This is a genomic window from Nesterenkonia halobia, from assembly GCF_039536005.1.
Lineage (GTDB): Bacteria > Actinomycetota > Actinomycetes > Actinomycetales > Micrococcaceae > Nesterenkonia > Nesterenkonia halobia.
Genome location: NZ_BAAAYG010000005.1, coordinates 175299 through 192602 on the forward strand (window position 1 = coordinate 175299; position 17304 = coordinate 192602).

15 protein-coding genes and 1 tRNA gene are annotated in these 17304 nt (G+C 72.7%); 8 read left to right on the forward strand and 8 right to left on the reverse strand.

Translation table 11 applies throughout. The features are described 5' to 3' along the window. Positions 1 to 30: 30 nt before the first annotated feature. The gene (locus ABD652_RS07370) at positions 31 to 534 is read right to left on the reverse strand and encodes a DoxX family protein (RefSeq protein WP_344719787.1); all 504 of its coding nucleotides are present in this window, start codon (positions 532 to 534) and stop codon (positions 31 to 33) included. Between the two features lie 89 nt (positions 535 to 623). On the opposite strand from ABD652_RS07370, the gene ABD652_RS07375 reads away from it, so the two are divergent. Then, entirely contained in the window at positions 624 to 1550 is a 927-nt protein-coding gene (locus tag ABD652_RS07375; RefSeq protein WP_344719789.1) for a sigma-70 family RNA polymerase sigma factor, read from the forward strand. Positions 1551 to 1611: 61 nt separating this feature from the next. On the opposite strand, the gene tadA is transcribed toward ABD652_RS07375, so the two are convergent. Next, positions 1612 to 2142, reverse strand: a complete 531-nt coding sequence (gene tadA / locus ABD652_RS07380; protein ID WP_344719791.1) for a tRNA adenosine(34) deaminase TadA — start codon at positions 2140 to 2142, stop codon at positions 1612 to 1614. A 42-nt stretch (positions 2143 to 2184) separates the two neighbouring features. Here tadA and upp point away from each other — a divergent pair, with 42 nt between their 5' ends. The 3 genes from upp to ABD652_RS07395 all read left to right on the forward strand — a co-directional run bounded on the left by upp (position 2185) and on the right by ABD652_RS07395 (position 4678). After that, entirely contained in the window at positions 2185 to 2820 is a 636-nt protein-coding gene (upp, locus tag ABD652_RS07385; RefSeq protein WP_153142976.1) for a uracil phosphoribosyltransferase, read from the forward strand. A 444-nt stretch (positions 2821 to 3264) separates the two neighbouring features. After that, entirely contained in the window at positions 3265 to 4119 is an 855-nt protein-coding gene (locus ABD652_RS07390; protein WP_344719795.1) for a winged helix-turn-helix domain-containing protein, read from the forward strand. A gap of 52 nt (positions 4120 to 4171) precedes the next feature. Further along, positions 4172 to 4678: a SixA phosphatase family protein gene (locus tag ABD652_RS07395; protein WP_344719797.1), complete on the forward strand. Its 507-nt coding sequence runs from the start codon at positions 4172 to 4174 to the stop codon at positions 4676 to 4678. A 123-nt stretch (positions 4679 to 4801) separates the two neighbouring features. Here the strand turns inward: ABD652_RS07395 and ABD652_RS07400 are convergent, their stop codons facing one another. From ABD652_RS07400 to ABD652_RS07425, 6 genes are all read right to left on the reverse strand, one after another. Continuing rightward, a complete protein-coding gene (locus ABD652_RS07400; RefSeq protein WP_153142979.1) occupies positions 4802 to 5074 on the reverse strand; it encodes an HPr family phosphocarrier protein in 273 nt (90 codons plus the stop codon). Between the two features lie 113 nt (positions 5075 to 5187). Next, a complete protein-coding gene (locus ABD652_RS07405) occupies positions 5188 to 7272 on the reverse strand; it encodes a PTS fructose transporter subunit IIABC (RefSeq protein WP_344719800.1) in 2085 nt (694 codons plus the stop codon). 79 nt (positions 7273 to 7351) lie between these two features. Continuing rightward, positions 7352 to 8374, reverse strand: coding sequence for a 1-phosphofructokinase family hexose kinase (locus ABD652_RS07410; protein ID WP_344719801.1), 1023 nt, complete (start codon positions 8372 to 8374; stop codon positions 7352 to 7354). Beyond that, positions 8371 to 9174, reverse strand: a complete 804-nt coding sequence (locus ABD652_RS07415; protein WP_344719803.1) for a DeoR/GlpR family DNA-binding transcription regulator — start codon at positions 9172 to 9174, stop codon at positions 8371 to 8373. Before ABD652_RS07415 ends, ABD652_RS07410 begins: the two co-directional genes overlap by 4 nt. 258 nt (positions 9175 to 9432) lie before the next feature. Then, positions 9433 to 11652 carry a DUF2207 domain-containing protein gene (locus ABD652_RS07420; protein WP_344719804.1) on the reverse strand — a complete coding sequence of 740 codons (2220 nt, stop codon included), beginning with the start codon at positions 11650 to 11652 and terminating at the stop codon, positions 9433 to 9435. A gap of 1003 nt (positions 11653 to 12655) precedes the next feature. Next, positions 12656 to 12729: transfer RNA gene (locus ABD652_RS07425), tRNA-Arg, on the reverse strand. Between the two features lie 307 nt (positions 12730 to 13036). Here ABD652_RS07425 and ABD652_RS07430 point away from each other — a divergent pair. The 4 genes from ABD652_RS07430 to ABD652_RS07445 all read left to right on the forward strand — a co-directional run bounded on the left by ABD652_RS07430 (position 13037) and on the right by ABD652_RS07445 (position 17189). Further along, on the forward strand, positions 13037 to 14074 hold the full coding sequence (locus ABD652_RS07430; RefSeq protein ID WP_344719806.1) for an iron-siderophore ABC transporter substrate-binding protein: 1038 nt from the start codon (positions 13037 to 13039) through the stop codon (positions 14072 to 14074). A 145-nt stretch (positions 14075 to 14219) separates the two neighbouring features. Then, on the forward strand, positions 14220 to 15164 hold the full coding sequence (locus ABD652_RS07435) for a FecCD family ABC transporter permease (protein WP_344719807.1): 945 nt from the start codon (positions 14220 to 14222) through the stop codon (positions 15162 to 15164). Beyond that, positions 15161 to 16336 (forward strand): FecCD family ABC transporter permease, encoded by a 1176-nt coding sequence (locus ABD652_RS07440; protein ID WP_344719809.1) that lies wholly within the window; start codon positions 15161 to 15163, stop codon positions 16334 to 16336. Before ABD652_RS07435 ends, ABD652_RS07440 begins: the two co-directional genes overlap by 4 nt. Beyond that, a complete protein-coding gene (locus ABD652_RS07445) occupies positions 16329 to 17189 on the forward strand; it encodes an ABC transporter ATP-binding protein (protein ID WP_344719811.1) in 861 nt (286 codons plus the stop codon). The genes ABD652_RS07440 and ABD652_RS07445 overlap by 8 nt, the downstream gene beginning before the upstream one ends. Positions 17190 to 17304 lie beyond the last annotated feature (115 nt).

Genomic DNA, 17304 nt, shown 5'->3' on the forward strand with positions numbered 1-17304 from the left:
CGGACCGTTCGGCGGCCACGATCCTCCTGGTCATTCCTCCGCCCTCCGCAGCGGGCTCTGCGGGCCGCGGAGGAGGAGGGCCAGGTTGACCACGAGGGCGGCGAACAGTCCGGCGACCACGACGACCGGCGTGAGGCGTGGGAGGCTCGTCGCGCCGGCGAGCAGATCTATCCGGCCGATGAAGACCGCACCGCACAGCAGTCCCCACAGCGCTGGTTCGAGGGCGTCCTCGCCGGCTCGCAGATGGTATCCGGCCGCCATGAAGCACTGTACGGCCAGCGCGAGCCCGGCCGTCGGAGTCAGCCACGGCAGGACGCCGAAGGATTGAGGCAGCACGAGACCGATGCCGCCTGCGATGTGGGCGATCCCCATGAAAGTGAGCATCGGGCGGGACAGGGCGGCGAACCCGGGAACCCGGTCGGCTCCCAGCCGGCCGCTCAGCACCAGGGGGAGGGCGACTGCGGTCGACACGACGAACCAGCACGAGAGGAACCACTGCAGGGTCCAGAGTGTGATGTCAGGGATGGTGTCCATACTCAGCAGGACGATTCCGGTCCGGCGAATGTGACCGGAATCGAGGACGCGCTGTCACACTGACGGTGATCCGATCGTCCTGGAGTGATATGGACATTCCTGCATCCGGCAGAGCGGACCATGTGGCGAGATCGGCCCGCATCTCGGCCTCCTGGCGCGAAGACCGTGCCTATCTCCTGGCCGCGGCCAGGCGCATCCTGGCGGATGCGGACGGGGCGGAGGACGTGGTCGCCGAGGCCTATGCACGCCTCTCCGCACAGGTCGAGGCGGTGCGGGATGCGCGTGGCTGGCTCGTGGTGGTCGTACGCCGCATCGCGCTGGACCGGCTGCGCTCGGCGCACCGTCGGCTGACGACGCCCGTCGATCCGGCCGAATCCGCTCTGGACCTCGCGCCTGCGTCGGCTGCCTCGTCCGACGATCCGGCCGACAGGATCTCCCTCGACGACGAGAACCGCCGTGCGCTCGCGGCGGTGCTGGACTGGCTCACCCCGGGCGAGCGCGCGGCCTTCCTGGTGCACGACGTCTTCGGGCTGCCGTTCGACGACATCGGGACGCTTCTCGGGCGAACGCCGGGCGCCTGCCGCCAGCTCGCATCGCGGGCGCGGCGCTCGATCCGCGACTCGCCGTCTGGGGTCACGGCCGCAGCCCCGCCGCCCGACCCGCAGCTCGACCTCCTGGTCGAGCGCTTCGTCGCGGCGTGCGCCGGCGGCGACGTCGGCGGGCTCGCGGCCCTCCTCCATGAGGATGTGTCGGGGTGGGCGGTGCGCGGCGGAGCTGTGCTCGGGGAGGCTCGCGGAGCCGGCCGCGTGAGCGCGCGGGCGGCCTCCCTCTTCGGCCGGCGATCGCCGTGGAGCATGGTCCCCTTCCCGCTGGAGGATGGCGCCGGGGTGCTCGTCACGCGGAGCGGTTCGCCGGCCGGCATGATCCGCCTGATCGTCGACGCCGGGGTGATCGAAGGGCTGCAGGCGACGCTGCTCGACGACTGGAGCGCCGGTCCCGTCGGCCGGCTCGACTGATGCTGGGTCAGGCAGGGCGGCTGTCCCGGGCCGATGGCCGGTGTATGCGGCGTGGGTGCGCTCAGCGCAGCCGGTCGGCGAAGAAGGAGCGCAGCTGCGCGGCGCACTCGGGCTCGCGCACGCCCGGATGGACCTCGACCCAGTGGTTCAGCCGCGGCTCGCGCAGGATGTCGAAGACCGAGCCGGAGGCGCCGGCCTTCTCGTCCCAGGCGCCGAAGATCACCGTGCGGATCCGCGAGAGCACGATGGCCCCGGCGCACATCGGGCACGGCTCCAGAGTGACCGCCAGGGTGCAGTCGGCCAGCTGCCAGCTGCCCCGGACCGCGGCGGCCTCGCGCAGCGCGTTGATCTCGGCATGGCCGGCCGGGTCGACGTCGCGCTCGCGGGTGTTCGATCCGGTGCCCAGCACGGTGCCGTCGCCGGCGACCACGACGGCTCCCACCGGCACGTCTCCGTCGTCTTCGGCGCGGGCGGCCAGCTCGAGGCACCGGCCGATCAGCGTGCGCTGCGTCGCGGCCGAGCGGGGGTCGAAGGCGTCGGAAGCGCCGGAGTCGGCGTCGTGCCGGGCCTCGGGCGTCTCGGGAGCGGGCATGCGGCCAGCCTACCGAGCTGTGCCTGCTGGTAGTTTGGAATCATGCGCGTACAGGTCGTCGAACACCCGCTGATCGCCCACAAGCTCACCCAGCTGCGTCGGGCGGAGACCAGCTCGAACCACTTCCGCCAGCTCACCCAGGAGCTGGTGATGCTGCTCTCCTACGAGGCCAGCGACTCGATCGCCGTCGAGCCGGTCACCATCACCACCCCGGTCACCGAGACCGAGGGCACGCAGCTGGCGGGTCCGACGCCGCTGGTGGTCCCTGTGCTGCGCGCCGGGCTGGGCATGCTCGAGGGGATGACCTCGATGATCCCGACGGCCGAGGTCGGCTTCCTGGGCATGGCGCGCAATGAAGAGACTCTGGACATCATCACCTATGCCGAGCGGCTGCCCGACGACCTCACCGGCCGCCACGTCTTCGTGCTGGATCCGATGCTGGCGACCGGCGGCACGCTGGCCGAGTCCATCCGCTTCCTGACCGAGCGCAACGCCAAGCAGGTGACCTGCATCTGTCTGCTGGCCGCCCCGGAGGGCATCGAGCGGCTGGAGAAGGAGATCGGCGACCTCGACGTCGAGCTGTACCTTGCCGCCATCGACGAGAAGCTCGACGAGAACGCCTACATCGTCCCCGGCCTCGGCGACGCCGGCGATCGGCTCTACGGCCTGGCCGAATAGCACCGGCCGGCGCCTCCGAGACTCTCCTGGACTCGCTGAGACTGCCCGAGAACGACCCGAGGCCGACTCGGGCTGTCCGGGAGGCGTCCAGCAGGTGTTCAGTCACAGGAGGTACGCCGGGCCTGCTCACCTCCGCGGCGGCCCCGCCCCCGCCGCGGATCCGGCGGGACCGGTGGTCGCGGCGGACCTCCCCATGGTGCTCCTCCGCTGATCTCACAGGGATCTGACCGTGGGGTGAGGTCGTCCGCGCTCCGCGGTCGGGCGTGCTGCGACGAGGGGTCGCATGCGGGGAGTCGTGCGGGACGCAGTGTGATCCTGCACACAGTCACCCCGTATTGTCTCACGATGTGAAAGATCTGCCTCTATATTACTTGCAAATTTCATGTGTGACGGAGAGTCTGGACTGACGAGACCAGCGGCACCAGCCAGGAGAGAGCAGGTCACATGTCCGCCGATTCCAGCCAGGCCCAGAACCCCGGCTACGTCCACGTCTCCGTGCGCAACGCGGCCCGTCGCGCCGAGCGCGCCCGTCGCGTGCGCGGAGGCCAGGACGACAGCGCGGGGCAGTCGACCGGGTCCTCGGCGGCCCGCGGCGGACGCTCGCGGCGTGCCGGTTCCGCCTCCTCGGCCGAGGCCCAGCCCCGCACTGCACCGGTCCCGGTGGTAGCGCAGAACGGCGGCGGCCCGCAGATGGTCCAGCCCGACGTCGTCGCCCGCGGCTTCGTCGTCTACGTCGGCCTCGACGAGGACGCCGCCTCCGCGGCCGGCACCTCGCTGCACCGCATCGCCACCGAGATGCGCGACTACGTCGAGTCCATCGCCGCCGACTCGCAGGTGCACATCGCCATGGCCATGGCCTCGGCGGCCGCCGAGGGCGGTGATCTGGAAGTGGTCCGCCAGGCCCTGGGAGACCCGACAGTGGCCCACCGCGCCGCGGACGCCCCGCTGGCGGCCCCGCAGACGCCGTCGTCGGCCGGAGTGCTCATCGATCTCTCGCGGCGCGAGGTCAAGCTCGACGGCGAGGACCTCAACCTGACCTACAAGGAGTTCGAGCTGCTGAACTACCTGGTCGAGAACGGGTCGCGGACCGTCGGGCGCGAGGAGCTGCTGCACGCGCTGTGGCGCCACGCCGACCCGGACCAGATGCCCAACGAGCGCACCATCGACGTCCACATCCGGCGGCTGCGCTCGAAGCTCGGCCGGCTGGCGAACACTGTGCGCACCGTCCGCGGCCAGGGGTACCGCTTCTACGAGCACCCCGAGGTCACCGTCTGGGCTGCGCCCGAATACTCCATCTGATCTGCCCTGCGACCTGATCTGCCCTGCGACCTCGACCCGAACTGAGGCTCTGATGTCGACTGCCGAGCTGCTGGTGCTCCGCCATGCCCAGGCCGGGCACTCCTTCAGCGAGGAGGACCATGCCCGCACGCTGACCGACCGCGGAGCCGACCAGGCCCGGGCGGTCGGGGCGCGCCTGCTGGATGCGGGCGCCCATCCCGACTGGATCATCTGCTCCGACGCCATGCGCACCCGGCAGACCTGCACCTGGGTCGGCCAGCAGCTGGGGGAGAAGGGGTCGACCGCGTACCACGAGCCGCGGCTGTATCTGGCCTCCTCGCGCGCGATGCTCTCGGTGATCAACGAGACGCCGGAGACGGTGCGCTCGCTGCTGGTGATCGCCCATATGCCCGGCGTGCAGGAGCTCAGCAGCGAGCTGGCCTCGGCAGGCTCCGAGGAGGAGCCGGTGCTGCGGATGGCCGGCAGCTGGCCGACGGCGGGGCTGGCCCGCTTCCGCGTCGACAAGCCCTGGGCCGAGCTCGACGGCCGCGACGCGCGGCTCGTCGAGTTCTGGGACTGAGCCGCAGCCTGCGCGGACCGAGCACAGTCTGAGCGCAGCCCGGCAGACGAAGGGGCCGCCGACCGGATCATCCGATCGGCGGCCCCTGCTGTCGCGCGGCGGGCGCGGGAGATGCGGCGGGACTCAGCCGTCCTGCTCGGTCTCCAGCACCTCGACGAGCGCGTCCAGCGCCTCCTCGGCGCCGTCGCCCTCAGCGGTGAGCACGACCTCGTGACCGTACTCGGCGCCGATGCCCATCAGGCCCAGGATGCTGCTGGCATCGAAGGTCTCCTCCGGGTTGTCGGCCTTGGCGATGGTCACCGGCACCGACTGCGAGCCGGCGGCCTCGGCGAACACGGCCGCGGGGCGGGCGTGCAGGCCGGCCTTCGAGCCGATGGTGGCGGTCCTCTGGGCCATGGGGTCGTCCTCCTGGATCGATGTGACTATGGGGGTCGGTGAGGGGATCCTCAGGGTCGCGACGACGGCGCCGTCGCGGGTCTGCGAACCATCCTATGCGGTTCGCGCCGGTGTCAGGCCGCCACCGGCTCGGCCGCCGTCGTCTCGGCGGGCTCGCTGCGGCGGACCCAGCGCTTCAGCGCCACCACGGTGAGCGCGGTGACCACCGCGCCGATCAGCACCGCGAGGACGAACAGCGGGAACGAGTCGATGGCGAAGAACACGAAGGCGCCGCCGTGGGGAGCCTGCGAGGTGATGCCGAAGCCCATGGTCAGCGCGCCGGTGACGGCGCCGCCGACCATCGACGAGGGCAGCACGCGCAGCGGGTCGGCCGCGGCGAAGGGGATCGCCCCCTCGGAGATGAACGCCGCGCCGAGCAGCACGGCGGTCTTGCCGTTCTCCTGCTCGGCGGCGGTGAAGCGCCGGCGGTCGATGAAGGTCGCCAGCGCCATGCCCAGCGGCGGGACCATGCCCGCGGCCATCACTGTGGCCATGATCATCAGCGGGGCGGGGTTGTCGGCCACCGAGCCGGCGGAGAGGCCGGCGACGGCGAAGGAGTAGGCCACCTTGTTCACCGGGCCGCCGAGGTCGACGCACATCATCAGGCCCAGCACCAGGCCGAGGAGGATGGCCGCGGTGCCGGTCATGCCCGACAGCCAGGACTCCAGACCCGACGTCAGCTGCGCGATCGGCCCGCCGAGGAAGAGGACCATCAGCCCGGAGGAGACGATGGAGGCCAGCAGCGGGATGATCACCACCGGCATCAGTCCGGCCAGCCAGCGCGGCACGGTCAGCGACCGCAGCCAGTGCGCGACGAGGCCGGCGAGCACGCCGCCGACGATGCCGCCGATGAATCCGGCGCCCATGATGCCGGCGACCGAGCCGGCGACGAAGCCGGGGGCGATGCCGGGCCGGTCGGCCATGCCGAAGGCGATGTAGCCGGCCAGCGCCGGCACCAGGAAGGCCATCGAGGCGTTGCCGATGGTGAAGGCCACCGCGCCGAGGTAGGCACCGAGCTGGCCCATGCCGACGAAGTCCTCGGGCAGCTCGTCGCCGGAGGGCAGGTTCCACAGCGCGTTGTTCAGCGCGACGTCCTCGGAGACGTCGGTGATGTTGTAGCCGCCGAGCAGGAAGCCCAGGGCCATCAGCAGACCGCCGGCGGCGACGAACGGGATCATGTAGCTCACGCCCGTCATCAGCACGCGCTGGATCTTCTTGCCGAAGTGCTCGTCCTCCTCGGTGCCGGAGTCCGAGGACTCGGCCTCGGCGGCGCTCACCCGGGCCGCCTGCGGGTCGTCGGCGGCGGCGAGCGCGGCCTCGACCAGCTCGCCGGCGCCGTCGACGGCGCGCTTGACCGGCACGGCCACCACCGGCTTGCCGGCGAAGCGGGCCTTGTCGCGGACGTCGACGTCAGTGGCGAAGATGACCGCCTCCGAACCGGAGACCGCCTCGGCGGGCAGCGCCTCGGCGCCGGCCGAGCCCTGCGTCTCGACCTGCAGCTCGACGCCGCGGTCGGCGGCGGCCTGCTTCAGCGCGTCGGCGGCCATGTAGGTGTGGGCGATGCCGGTCGGGCAGGCGGTGATCGCCACCAGCCGGCGGGTGCCGGAGGAGGCGGTCTCGGAGTCGTGCGCGGAGGAGGTCTCGGCGGCGGTCGGCGCGGCCGATCCCGCCGGCGTCGCCTCTGCGGAGGCCCCCTCGGCCGGAGCCTGGGGCTCGACGGCGGAGCGGACCAGCTCGACGACCTCCTCGGCCGAGGACGCCTCGCGCAGCGCGGTGACGAAGTCGGCCTTGACCAGCGAGCGGGCCAGCGCGGCGAGGATGGTCAGGTGGGCCTTGTCGGCGCCGTCGGGGGCGGCGATGAAGAAGGCCAGATCCGCCGGGCCGTCCTTGGCGCCGAAGTCCACCGGGGACGCCAGCCGCGCGAAGGCCAGTGTGGCCTCCTCGACGGCGGAGGTGCGGCAGTGCGGGATGGCGAAGCCGCCGGGCATGCCGGTCGGGGAGGTCTCCTCGCGGGCGGCCGCGTCGGCGGCCAGCTGCTCGGGGTCCTCGGTCCGGCCGGCGGCGGCGATCTGTGCCGCGAGCGCGTCGATGACCTCGCGCGGCGCAGTGTGGTCGAGAGCGTCGAGGCTCACCAGCTGCGGTGTGATGATGCTGCTCATGACAGGGTTCCTTCGATGGACGGGGGATATGGGGTGGCGAGTGATCGGAGGTGCGCCGCGGCGGGCGCGGGGACGGACCTCAGCGGGGTCGTCGCGGCAGCGGCTGCACGACGACGGCGTCGAGGTCGAGATCGTCCGGCGTCGGCATCACCGAGCCGGGGAGGGCGGCGGCGGCGCGTCCGTGGGCGGCCGCGCGACGCAGGGCGTCCTCGGCGGAGAGCCCCTCGGCCCGTCCGAGCAGCAGACCCGCCAGCGAGGCGTCGCCGGCGCCGACGGTGGACCGGGCGGTCAGCGGCGGGCCGTCGGCATGGAGCACCGCCGCCTGCGGATCGGCGGACACCAGGAGCGCGCCGCGGGAGCCGAGGGTCACCAGCGCGTCGCGCACGCCGTGCGACTGCAGGCGGCGCACCAGGGCGACGGCGGCGGCCGGGTCGGCCTCCAGCTCCTCCTCGGCGAGCCGAGCCTCGGGGCAGTCGGCCGGCGCGCCGTCGCCGTCGCGGTCCTCGGTCAGCACTGAGGCCAGCTCGAGCAGCTCCTCGGCGTTGGGCTTGATCAGCTCCGGGCCGACGGCGACGGCGGCTGCCAGCGCCGGTCCGGAGGAGTCCACCGCGACCTGCGGGGCGTCGTCGCCGAGCTGCTCGCGCAGCGCGGTGATCAGCCGGGCGTGCAGATCCGTCGGGGCGCCGGGCGGCAGCGAGCCGGCGGAGGCGACCTGCTGCGCACCGCGACAGCGGGCGACGGCGAGATCGAGCAGCGCGGCGACCTGGGCGTCGTCCAGGGCCGCTCCGGGCTCGTTGATCTTGGTGGTCACGCCCTGCGGATCGGTGACGGTGACGTTGGTGCGCACCGGGGCGCCGGTCGGCAGGCTCGCGTGGGGGACGTCGACGGCGGCCAGCGCGGCGATCATCGGGTCGGACTCGTCGCCGGGCAGCACTGCGAGGGTCTCGCGGCCGGCCGCGGCCAGCGCGCGCGAGATGTTCACGCCCTTGCCGCCGGGCTCGGAGGTCGCCCGCGCCGCACGCTGCACGGCGCCGGGCGCCAGCGGGGCGTCCAGCTCGACAGTGCGGTCGAGGCTCGGGTTCGGGGTCACGGTGACGATCATCGGGCGATCACCACCTCGACCTCGGCCTCGTCCAGGGCGGCGCGCAGCGCGGCGGGCGGTTCGGCGTCGGTGATCAGCGCATCGAGTGCGGAGAGCTCGGCGACGCGCACCAGGGAGGAGACCTCGTGCTTGGTGGCGTCGGCCAGCAGCACGCTGCGGCGGGCCGAGCGGATCATCGCCGCCTTCACCGCCGCCTCGGCGGCATCCGGGGTGGATAGGCCGAAGGCGGCGTCGAGGCCGTTGGTGCCCAGGAAGGCGACGTCGACCCGGCGGGCGGCCAGCGTGGCCAGCGCCTGGTCGCCGACCACGGCGCCGGTGATCCCGCGGACCTGGCCCCCGAGCACCTCCAGATCCAGATGCGGGCGGTCGGCCAGCGTCTGGGCGATGGGCACTGCATCGGTGATGACAGCTCGTGTCCCGCCCTCAGCGGCGGGCGGCACCGCGGCGTCGTCGGCGAGCAGGTCGGCCAGCGCCTCGGTGGTGGTGCCGGCGTCGAGGACGGCCGAGCCGCTGCTGGGCGGCAGGAAGTCCAGCGCGGCGGTCGCGATCATCCGCTTCTGCTCGGCCCGGCGGGACTGGCGCTCGCGCCAGGGCGTCTCGGCGCGGACGCCGGAGCCGGCCAGCACGGCCCCGCCGTGGATGCGCTCCAGAGAGCCTGCGCGCTCCAGGGCGTCGAGGTCGCGGCGGACGGTCTCCTTGGTGACCTCCAGCTCGTCGGAGATCTCCTGGACCGTCGCCGTCGTCCGGGTGCGCAGACGCGCGAGGATGCGGTCGTGGCGTTCGGGGGCGAGCAGAGCCATGAGTGATCCCTCCGGGCTCGGGGCCGCCGAGACGGCGGCAGATCGAGTGTGATGCGCGGCACGTGCATGCCGATGATGACCGACTGTATCTGTGTTCTTCTGTGTTTGCAACACGTATCAGTGGGTTTGTGTGGGCCTCGGTGGGAACAGGAGGGGCGACAGCCGGCGACACGGACGGTCTGCGGCCGGGCAGGGCGCGGTCGGGCAGGGCGGGGGTGTTGTCCCGACGTCGAAGGCAGACCCGCCCGTCGTGGCCGGTCAGCGGCCCGCGCCGCCTCCGCCGCCGAGACCGCCGCCGGGCATGCCCGCCCCGGCTCCTCCGTCGACGATGCCTCCTGCGGCGCCGGGGCCGGAGGGCACGACCGCCTGGTGGCCGAAGAACTCCGTGGAGCCGGCCAGGGCGACCATCGCCCCCGGATGCAGGGCGGCCGAGCCGGACGGACCGCCGGCCAGGCCCATGGCGCGCGCGGTCTCGGCGGAGGCGCCGTCGTCGAGCTCGTCGAGGGCGGCGGCCCACTGTTCGGCGACGCCCAGGGCCACGGCATAGGCCAGGTGGCGGGAGATGCGTCGGGCGTCGGGGGCGTCGCGCAGCTGCTGAGACGTCGTCTCGGCCAGGTGTCGGCGGAAGCCGCAGGCCTGCTCGGCGTGGGCCCGTCCCAGCGCGGTGCGTCCCACGCTGAGCTTCCGCCCGGCGAACTCCAGGACGAGCCAGAGCGCGATGAGTCCGGCGAGGACGGCGGCGAGTCCGGCCGTCGAGTCCGGGATGAGCGGTGCGTTGTCGGTGAAGCCGTTGGCGGCCACGATGGCGGCGAGGGCGCCGACGACGGTTCCGGCGATCGCGGCGGTGGTGCGTATCGTGCCCCAGCGGGGCCGCGCCCGGCGCGGGTCGACCGTCTCGCGGAAGAAGCGGCGCTCGGCGATCCGTCGGTGCAGCTGCTCGTCCATGCGGTCCACGGCCTCGCTCAGCCCCTCGGGAGAGTCGTCGAGACGCACGGCGGCGGGCTCCGCGGGGGCGTCGTCCTCTCCCGCGCCGTCGCCGAAGAGGCCGTCGAGCAGCGTGGCCTCGAAGTCGGCGAGTGAATCGGGACGGTCGGGCGCGGTGCGGCGCACCAGCCAGGTGCTCGGTTCGGCCCGGGCTTCCCGGGCTGTCGGTGCCGCGTCCTGGTCGTGTTCCCGGGCCTCGTCCGGGGCTTCGTCCGAGTCCTCGTCCGGGTCCCGATCCGGTTCGCCGGCCGATGCCGCGCTCGGTACTTCCTCGGAGGGTCCGGACGGAGTCAGCCCCACGTGGCCGCGCGCGGCCAGGTCCAGCAGCGTCGCCCCGACCGCCCGCGGCGGCAGACGACGCTCTGCCACCACGGCGGCCTCGGCCGGTGCGAGCCGCTCGGGCGGAGCAGGGCGGGCCGGGGAGCTCGGGCGGCGAGGCGCCGGCGTCGTCGCCGTGGTGTCCACGGCGTCCGGTGCGGGCAGGGCCCCCGGAGGCAGCCCCACGAAGGAGTCGTCCCGGTCGCGCCGGATGCGGCGCACCATCCAGATCCCGCCGATCACGGCGACGACGATGAGCAGCGGGGCGGCCGAGGCCCCGACCACCGTCCAGACCGGGTCGGTGATCGTCGCGATCGCGGGCCAGTAGCGGTGCGGATTGCTCCAGTGAGGCGTGATCAGCTGCGGGACGTCGTCCTCGACCGTGTCGGGCGGGTAGGTCGCCTGTACTGTCAGGCCCTGGCCGGGCTCGAGCTCCGCGGCGGTGACGGTGACGTTGTCCTCGCCCTCGACGACTCGGCAGGTGCGGATGGTCTCGACGTCGCCGGCCTGACAGCTGGTCCGCAGCGGAGCCTCAGAGGCGGTGATCGTGGTGTCGACATGCTCGATCGGCACCTGCCACTGCTGGCCGGTGACGTTCCAATGCAGCATCTGCCGCGCGGCGGCGGGGGCCGAGGACGGACGGCCCGGGTTGGCGGACCCTTCCGGGAGGTCGGGCGCGGTGGGGGAAGGGGAGGCGTCGGCCTCGTCGTCGGAGGTCTCGGAGGGCGTCGTGGCGGTCATCGCGCCGTCGACGGTGTAGCTTAGCTCGTACCCCTGGACGCCGGTCCGCGTCTCGCCGCGCTCCTCGGTGGAGCCGACGCCGACGCGGAGCATGTCTCCGTCCTCCTCGGTCCAGACATCGGCCGGCGCACCGCTGGAGCTGGAGACCTCGAAGTCGTCGTACTCGTAGACGCGCAGGCGATCCCCGTCCGATTCGGCGGGCTCGCGGCGGATCAGATCGCGCCGGAAGCCCAGCCCCTCGCGGGTGCCGAAATCCCAGGAATAGGTCTCGGTGACGTGCAGCGTGCCCTGTGCGTCGATGTCGACGGCGATGTCGAGGCTGCGCACGACGTCGTCCTCGGGATCCGGGCTGCAGCCGGCCAGGCCCAGCACCATCCCGAGCATCAGCGCTGCGCTGGCCACGGCGGCCGGCAGACCACGCCACAGCCTGCGCATCGGGCAACCCCCTCCTGGTCAGCTCGACGGCGACCGGTCGGACCGATCGCCCTGCCAGGGTACTGGGTGCGGTCGGGTCAGCGGGGTCGGCGGTTCCCGCCGCCGCGGCGGAGCTGACGGATGATCATTCGAGCGATGCGGCGCAGCAAGTAGGTCATGCCCGCATCCTAGAGGACGGCGCGTCATCGCGGGGAGGGGTGGGGCGGGGCGCCCCTCCCGACATCGAATGGCGACTCCCGGAGGCATCTCCCCGGCGACACGCCGTGTCGGGAGGGGAGATGCTGCGGGGAGCCGCCACTCGATGGAGGATTCGCGGCGGGGTGGCGGTGCAGGGTGCTCGTCGCCGGGACGTTGCGGCGGGGAGTACTCAGCGAGTCTGGAGACACCCAGAGCGAGGGCTGGACACGGTGGGCGCCGAGGCCAGCCGGTCAGGTCGGCGGGGAAGGGGTGGACCCACGTGCGGAGAGCTTTGGTCGGGGGAGGCCTCCGAGATGGCCCGCGTATCCACGTCACAGAAGGGCCGCTCAGAGGCCGTGCACCCGACACACAGGATGCGCCTCGCTTCCCCCGAGTGCAAGGTGAAGCACACCATAGAGCCGCATCCTGAGGGCATCCCGGGAGTCAGCTGGGATCATGCCGTGAGAATCGGACAGAGAAGACCCCCGGATCGACCAGCGCTGAGGGGGCGCACTGACGGCCGATCCGGGGGTCGGATCACTCGCACCTTGATGAGGTAAGTACCACGCTACACAGGAGGCATGACTGCGGGCCTGGTAGCCGCTGGGAATCCGCTGGACGCTATGATGCCGGCAGGTGCGCGGGGGTATGCGCACGACGGGCGCGGGATCCAGAGCGCCTCCAGGCTCGGACGGATGCGCGTGCGCGAACCTGCGGAACGGTTGCACGCCTGGCTGCACCAGTCGTCTGTCAGCCCGCCCGTCCTGCGACATGAAGAAGCCCCCGCATCCCTGTGCTGACCAGGATGCGGGGGCTTCTCTCGCGGTGCGCCCATAGGGATTCGAACCCCAGACCTTCGGTTCCGTAGACCGACGCTCTATCCAGCTGAGCTATAGGCGCATCTTCACTTGTCTCCGTGACCGCTCCCCGCGATCACGACTTGTACGACTATACATCCACCGTTCGGGGTCGACAAATTCGAGCCGCCTGGTGTGCGGGACGCCACACAGTGCAGTGCTGAGCAAGCTCAGCGGCGGCAGGTCTCAGCGTCGAGCGTGTCATCCAGCGACCTACGTTCACGATCGCCAGAGAGTTAGGTTAGGCTCACTCGCATTGAGTCATCCGCCGCTGATCTAATCACGTCGGTGGATCCTTCACGGCCCGACCGGGCCGCCGTCACGAGCACCGACACCGGAGGTCTTCCCCGATGCCCACGAGCACACGCCCGACTCCTCACCCGACTCTGCGGCGGGCGACGCCGGCTGTCGCGGCCCTGGCCGCCCTGACGCTCTCCGCCTGCGGCGGGGGCAGCTCCGCCGACGACGGCTCCGGAGAGATCACCATCGAGCACGCGCTCGGCACCGCGCAGATCGAGGAGGACCCCGAGCGCGTGGTGGCCCTCGGTCAGGGATCCGCCGAGACCGCCATCGCCCTCGGCGTGACTCCGGTCGGAATGCAGGAGTACCCCTGGGGCGCCGACGATTCCGGGTATCTGCCCTGGATCCACGAGGCGGTCCAGGAGAACGGCGACGAGCCGCCGGAGCTGTTCACCGGCGGTGATGAGATGGACGTCGAAGCCATCGTCGACCTCGAGCCCGACGTCATCCTGGCCCCCTGGACGGGCATCGACCAGGAGCAGTACGACGTGCTCTCCGACATCGCCCCGACTGTCGCCTACAAGGAGGAACCCTGGACGGTCACCTGGGACGGACAGATCAAGACGGTGGCCAAGGCGCTGGGCAAGGAGGACCAGGCCGAAGGTCTCATCGAGGACATCGAGGCGCAGTTCGAGGAGGCCAGCCGTCCGGAGTGGGAGGACATCACCTACTCCTACACTTACACTGATGGCCCGGGGACCCTCGGCGTCTTCTATCCGAGTGAGCAGCGGGCGGCGATGGTCGACAAGCTCGGCCTCACCCCGGATCCGGTCACCGAGAGCGAGCAGCTGAAGGAGTACGACGTCGAAGGCACCGACTCGGCGATGATCGGTCTGGAGAACGCCGACATGCTCTCCGATTCGGACCTGATCTTCACCTTCTACTCGGACGCGGAGACGCGGAAGGAGATCGAGTCGCAGGACCTCTACCAGTCCATCCCCGCCGTCGAGCGCGGGGCGTTGGTCGCCCCGGAGGACCCGGCGCTGGTCACCGCCTCGTCGATGATCAACCCGCTGACGGTGCCGTGGGTCCTGGAGCGCTACGTCCCGATGATCGAGGAGGCTGTCGCTGAGCACGAGCAGGACTGATCCGGAGACCCGTCCGGCGTCTGCCGCGACCCCGCCGACGGCGGCGCCCGGACGCTCCGCCTCCGACGTCGACCCGCCGCCCGCACCCCGGGCGGCGGGCCGTCGTCGTGTCCCGACGGCGACGGCGCTGGGCCTCGCCGCCGCAGTGCTGCTGGTCGCCGCCGCGGCGAGCCTCGTCGTCGGAGGAGGGTCGGTCGACGTCGGCCCGGTCTGGCGCGTGCTGACCGGCGACGGCGACCCCTACATGGAGATGGTCCTCGCCGGCCGGGTGCCGCGTCTGCTCACCGGCGCCGTGGTCGGCGCCGCCCTGGCGGTCTCCGGCGTGCTCATCCAAGGCGTGACGCGCAACCCGCTGGGCGAGCCCGGGCTGCTGGGCGTGACGATGGGCGCCTCCGCCTCGGTCGTCACCGTCACCGCGCTGCTGGGGGCGGCCACCGGCCAGATGCTCGTGCTCGCCGCGCTGCCCGGAGCCGTGGTCGCGGTGCTGATCTCCTATCTGCTCGGCCGCCGCGCCGGCGGCTCCTCCGTGGTGCCGCTGGTGCTCGCCGGCGCGGTGGTCTCCGCCGTGCTCGGCGCCTATGTGCAGTCGATGACGCTGTTGCGGCCCGCGGTCTTCGACTCCTACCGGCACTGGGTGGTCGGCTCGCTCATCGGGGCCTCGCCCGAGACGCTGGTCACCGTGCTGCCGGCGATCGTGCTGGGGCTGCTGTTGGCGCTGGCCTGCGGATCGGGGCTGAACTCGCTGACTCTGGGCGAGGAGGTCGCCGTCTCGCTGGGTGCTCCGGTGGCGCGCGTGCGGCTCGGTGCCATCGCCGCGGCCACGCTGCTGGCCGCCGCGGCCACCGCCGCCGTCGGCCCGATCGCCTTCGTCGGACTGGCGGTGCCGCATGTCGTCCGCGCACTGGTCGGCGCCGACCACCGGGTGCAGATCCCGGTCGCGGTGCTGCTCGGCGCGGCGCTGCTCGTGGCCGCCGACGTCGTCGCCCGGCTCGTCGCCTGGCCGCAGGAGGTGATGGTCGGCACGGTCACCGCCTTCGTCGGCGCGCCGTTCCTGCTGGCCGCCGTCCGTCGCGGGAGGGTCACGGCATGAGCACGACGACCCAGCGCGCGGAGGAGCAGGCGCCGCCGGCCTCCGCGGCCCCGCCGGGCACCGCGATGCCGACCACGGCGCGGCAGGATCCTCCGGCGACGACGCCGGCAGCGGCCGCGGCCCGTCCCGGAACCCGCCGTGCCGCCCCGCGCCTGCTGCGCCTCGGCTCCCGCGTCGCGCTGCCCGTCTCTCCGCGGAATCTGACCGTGGCCGCAGTGCTGGGCGCGCTGATCCTGATCTGCGGGCTGGTCACCCTCTCGGCCGGGAGTCTCGGCGTGGCGCCCGCGGAGGCGGTCGCCGCGCTCGCCGGCGAGGCCGACGGGAAGGTGGAGTTCGTCCTCGAGCGGCTGCGCGGACCGCGGCTGCTGGTCGCCGTCGGCGTCGGGCTGGCCCTGGGCCTGTCCGGGTCGCTGTTCCAGACCGTCACCCGCAACCCGCTGGGCAGTCCGGACGTCCTCGGCCTCGGCGCCGGAGCCGGGGCGGGCGTCGCGATGACCACGCTGCTCGGCAGCGGCATGGTCCCGGCCCCGATCGGTGCAGTGGTCGGCGCCGGGATCGCGATCCTGCTCGTCTGGTGGTCCAGCGGGGTGGGCTTCGCCTCGCCGGCGCGGGTCATCGTCACCGGCATCGGCGTGGCCTCGATGGCCACGGCGCTGACCCACTACGTCGTCGCCGTCGCCCTGCACGACGCCGCCCACGACCTCGCCGCCTACACGATGGGCTCGCTGGGCACCCGCAGCATGGAGCATGCCGCGCTGATCGGCGTCGCGCTGGCGGTGCTGCTGCCCGCGCTGGTGCTGCTCGCCCACCGGCTGCGGCCCATGGATCTGGGCGACGAGCTCGCCGACACACTCGGCTCGGGCGCCGCGAGCACCCGGACGGCGGCCATCGTGCTGGCCGTGCTGCTGGCCGCCGCGGCGGTCGCCGTCGCCGGGCCGATCTCCTTCGTCGCGCTGACCGCCCCGCACATCGCCCGGCGACTGACCCGCGCACCGGGGCCGAACCTCGCCGTCTCCGCGCTGGTGGGGGCGATGATCCTGGTCTCGGCCGATCTGGCCGCCCAGCAGCTGCCGTTCCTCGACGGCCTGCCGGTCGGCATCGTCACCGCCGGCGTCGGCGGCGTCTATCTGGGCCATCTGCTGATCGTGGAATGGAGGAGGGCCAGTGCCTGAGTTCATCGAGAGCACGCCCCGGCGCCTCGACGGCGACGACGACGTGCGCCCGGCGGAGCCCGCCGGACGGCCGCCGGCGTCGTTGCGCGCGGCGTCGCTGACCGTCGGCTACGGCGCGCGCCCGGTCCTGGAGGATCTCAGCCTCGAGGTCCCGGACGGGCGGGTGACCGCCGTCGTCGGACCCAACGGCTGCGGCAAGTCGACGCTGCTGAAGACGTTGGCGCGGACGCTGACTCCGCGCGCCGGCGAGGTGCTGCTCGACGGCACGCCGCTGACCCGCTGGAAGTCTCGGCGCATCGCCCGCCGGGTGGCGATGCTGCCGCAGTCGCCGGTGGTGCCCGACGGCGTGACGGTGCGCGGGCTCGTCGCGCGCGGTCGCCATCCGTACCACTCGCCGCTGCGCCAGTGGGTCGTCGGCGACGACGAGGCGATCGCCGACGCCATGGAGGCCACCGGCATCGCCGAGTTCGCCGAGGCGCCAGTGGTCGAGCTCTCCGGCGGACAGCGCCAGCGCGCCTGGATCGCGATGGTCCTGGCCCAGGACACCGAGCATGTGCTGCTCGACGAGCCGACGTCGTTCCTGGACCTCGCCCACCAGGTGGAGGTGCTGCGGCTCTGTCGGGCCATCCGCGAGCAGGGCAGGACTGTGGTCGCCGTGCTGCACGACCTCGACCAGGCCGCCCGCTGGGCGGACCACGTGGTGGTCGTCGACGGCGGTCGGATCGCCGCCGCCGGACCGCCCGAGGAGATCATCACCGCCGAGCTGGTCGCCGAGGTCTTCGGGCTGTCCTGCCAGATCACCCGCGACCCGCAGTCGGGCACGCCGAAGGTGATCCCGCTGGCCGAGGCGTGATGTCTCCGAGTCTCGGTGCGCGAGACGGGGCGGTCTTGGTCGGTGCTTTCCTGGAGCGCAGTGCGTGATCTTCATCACACAAATCGATTGATGTGCCGTCATGCGGCCTCACGCT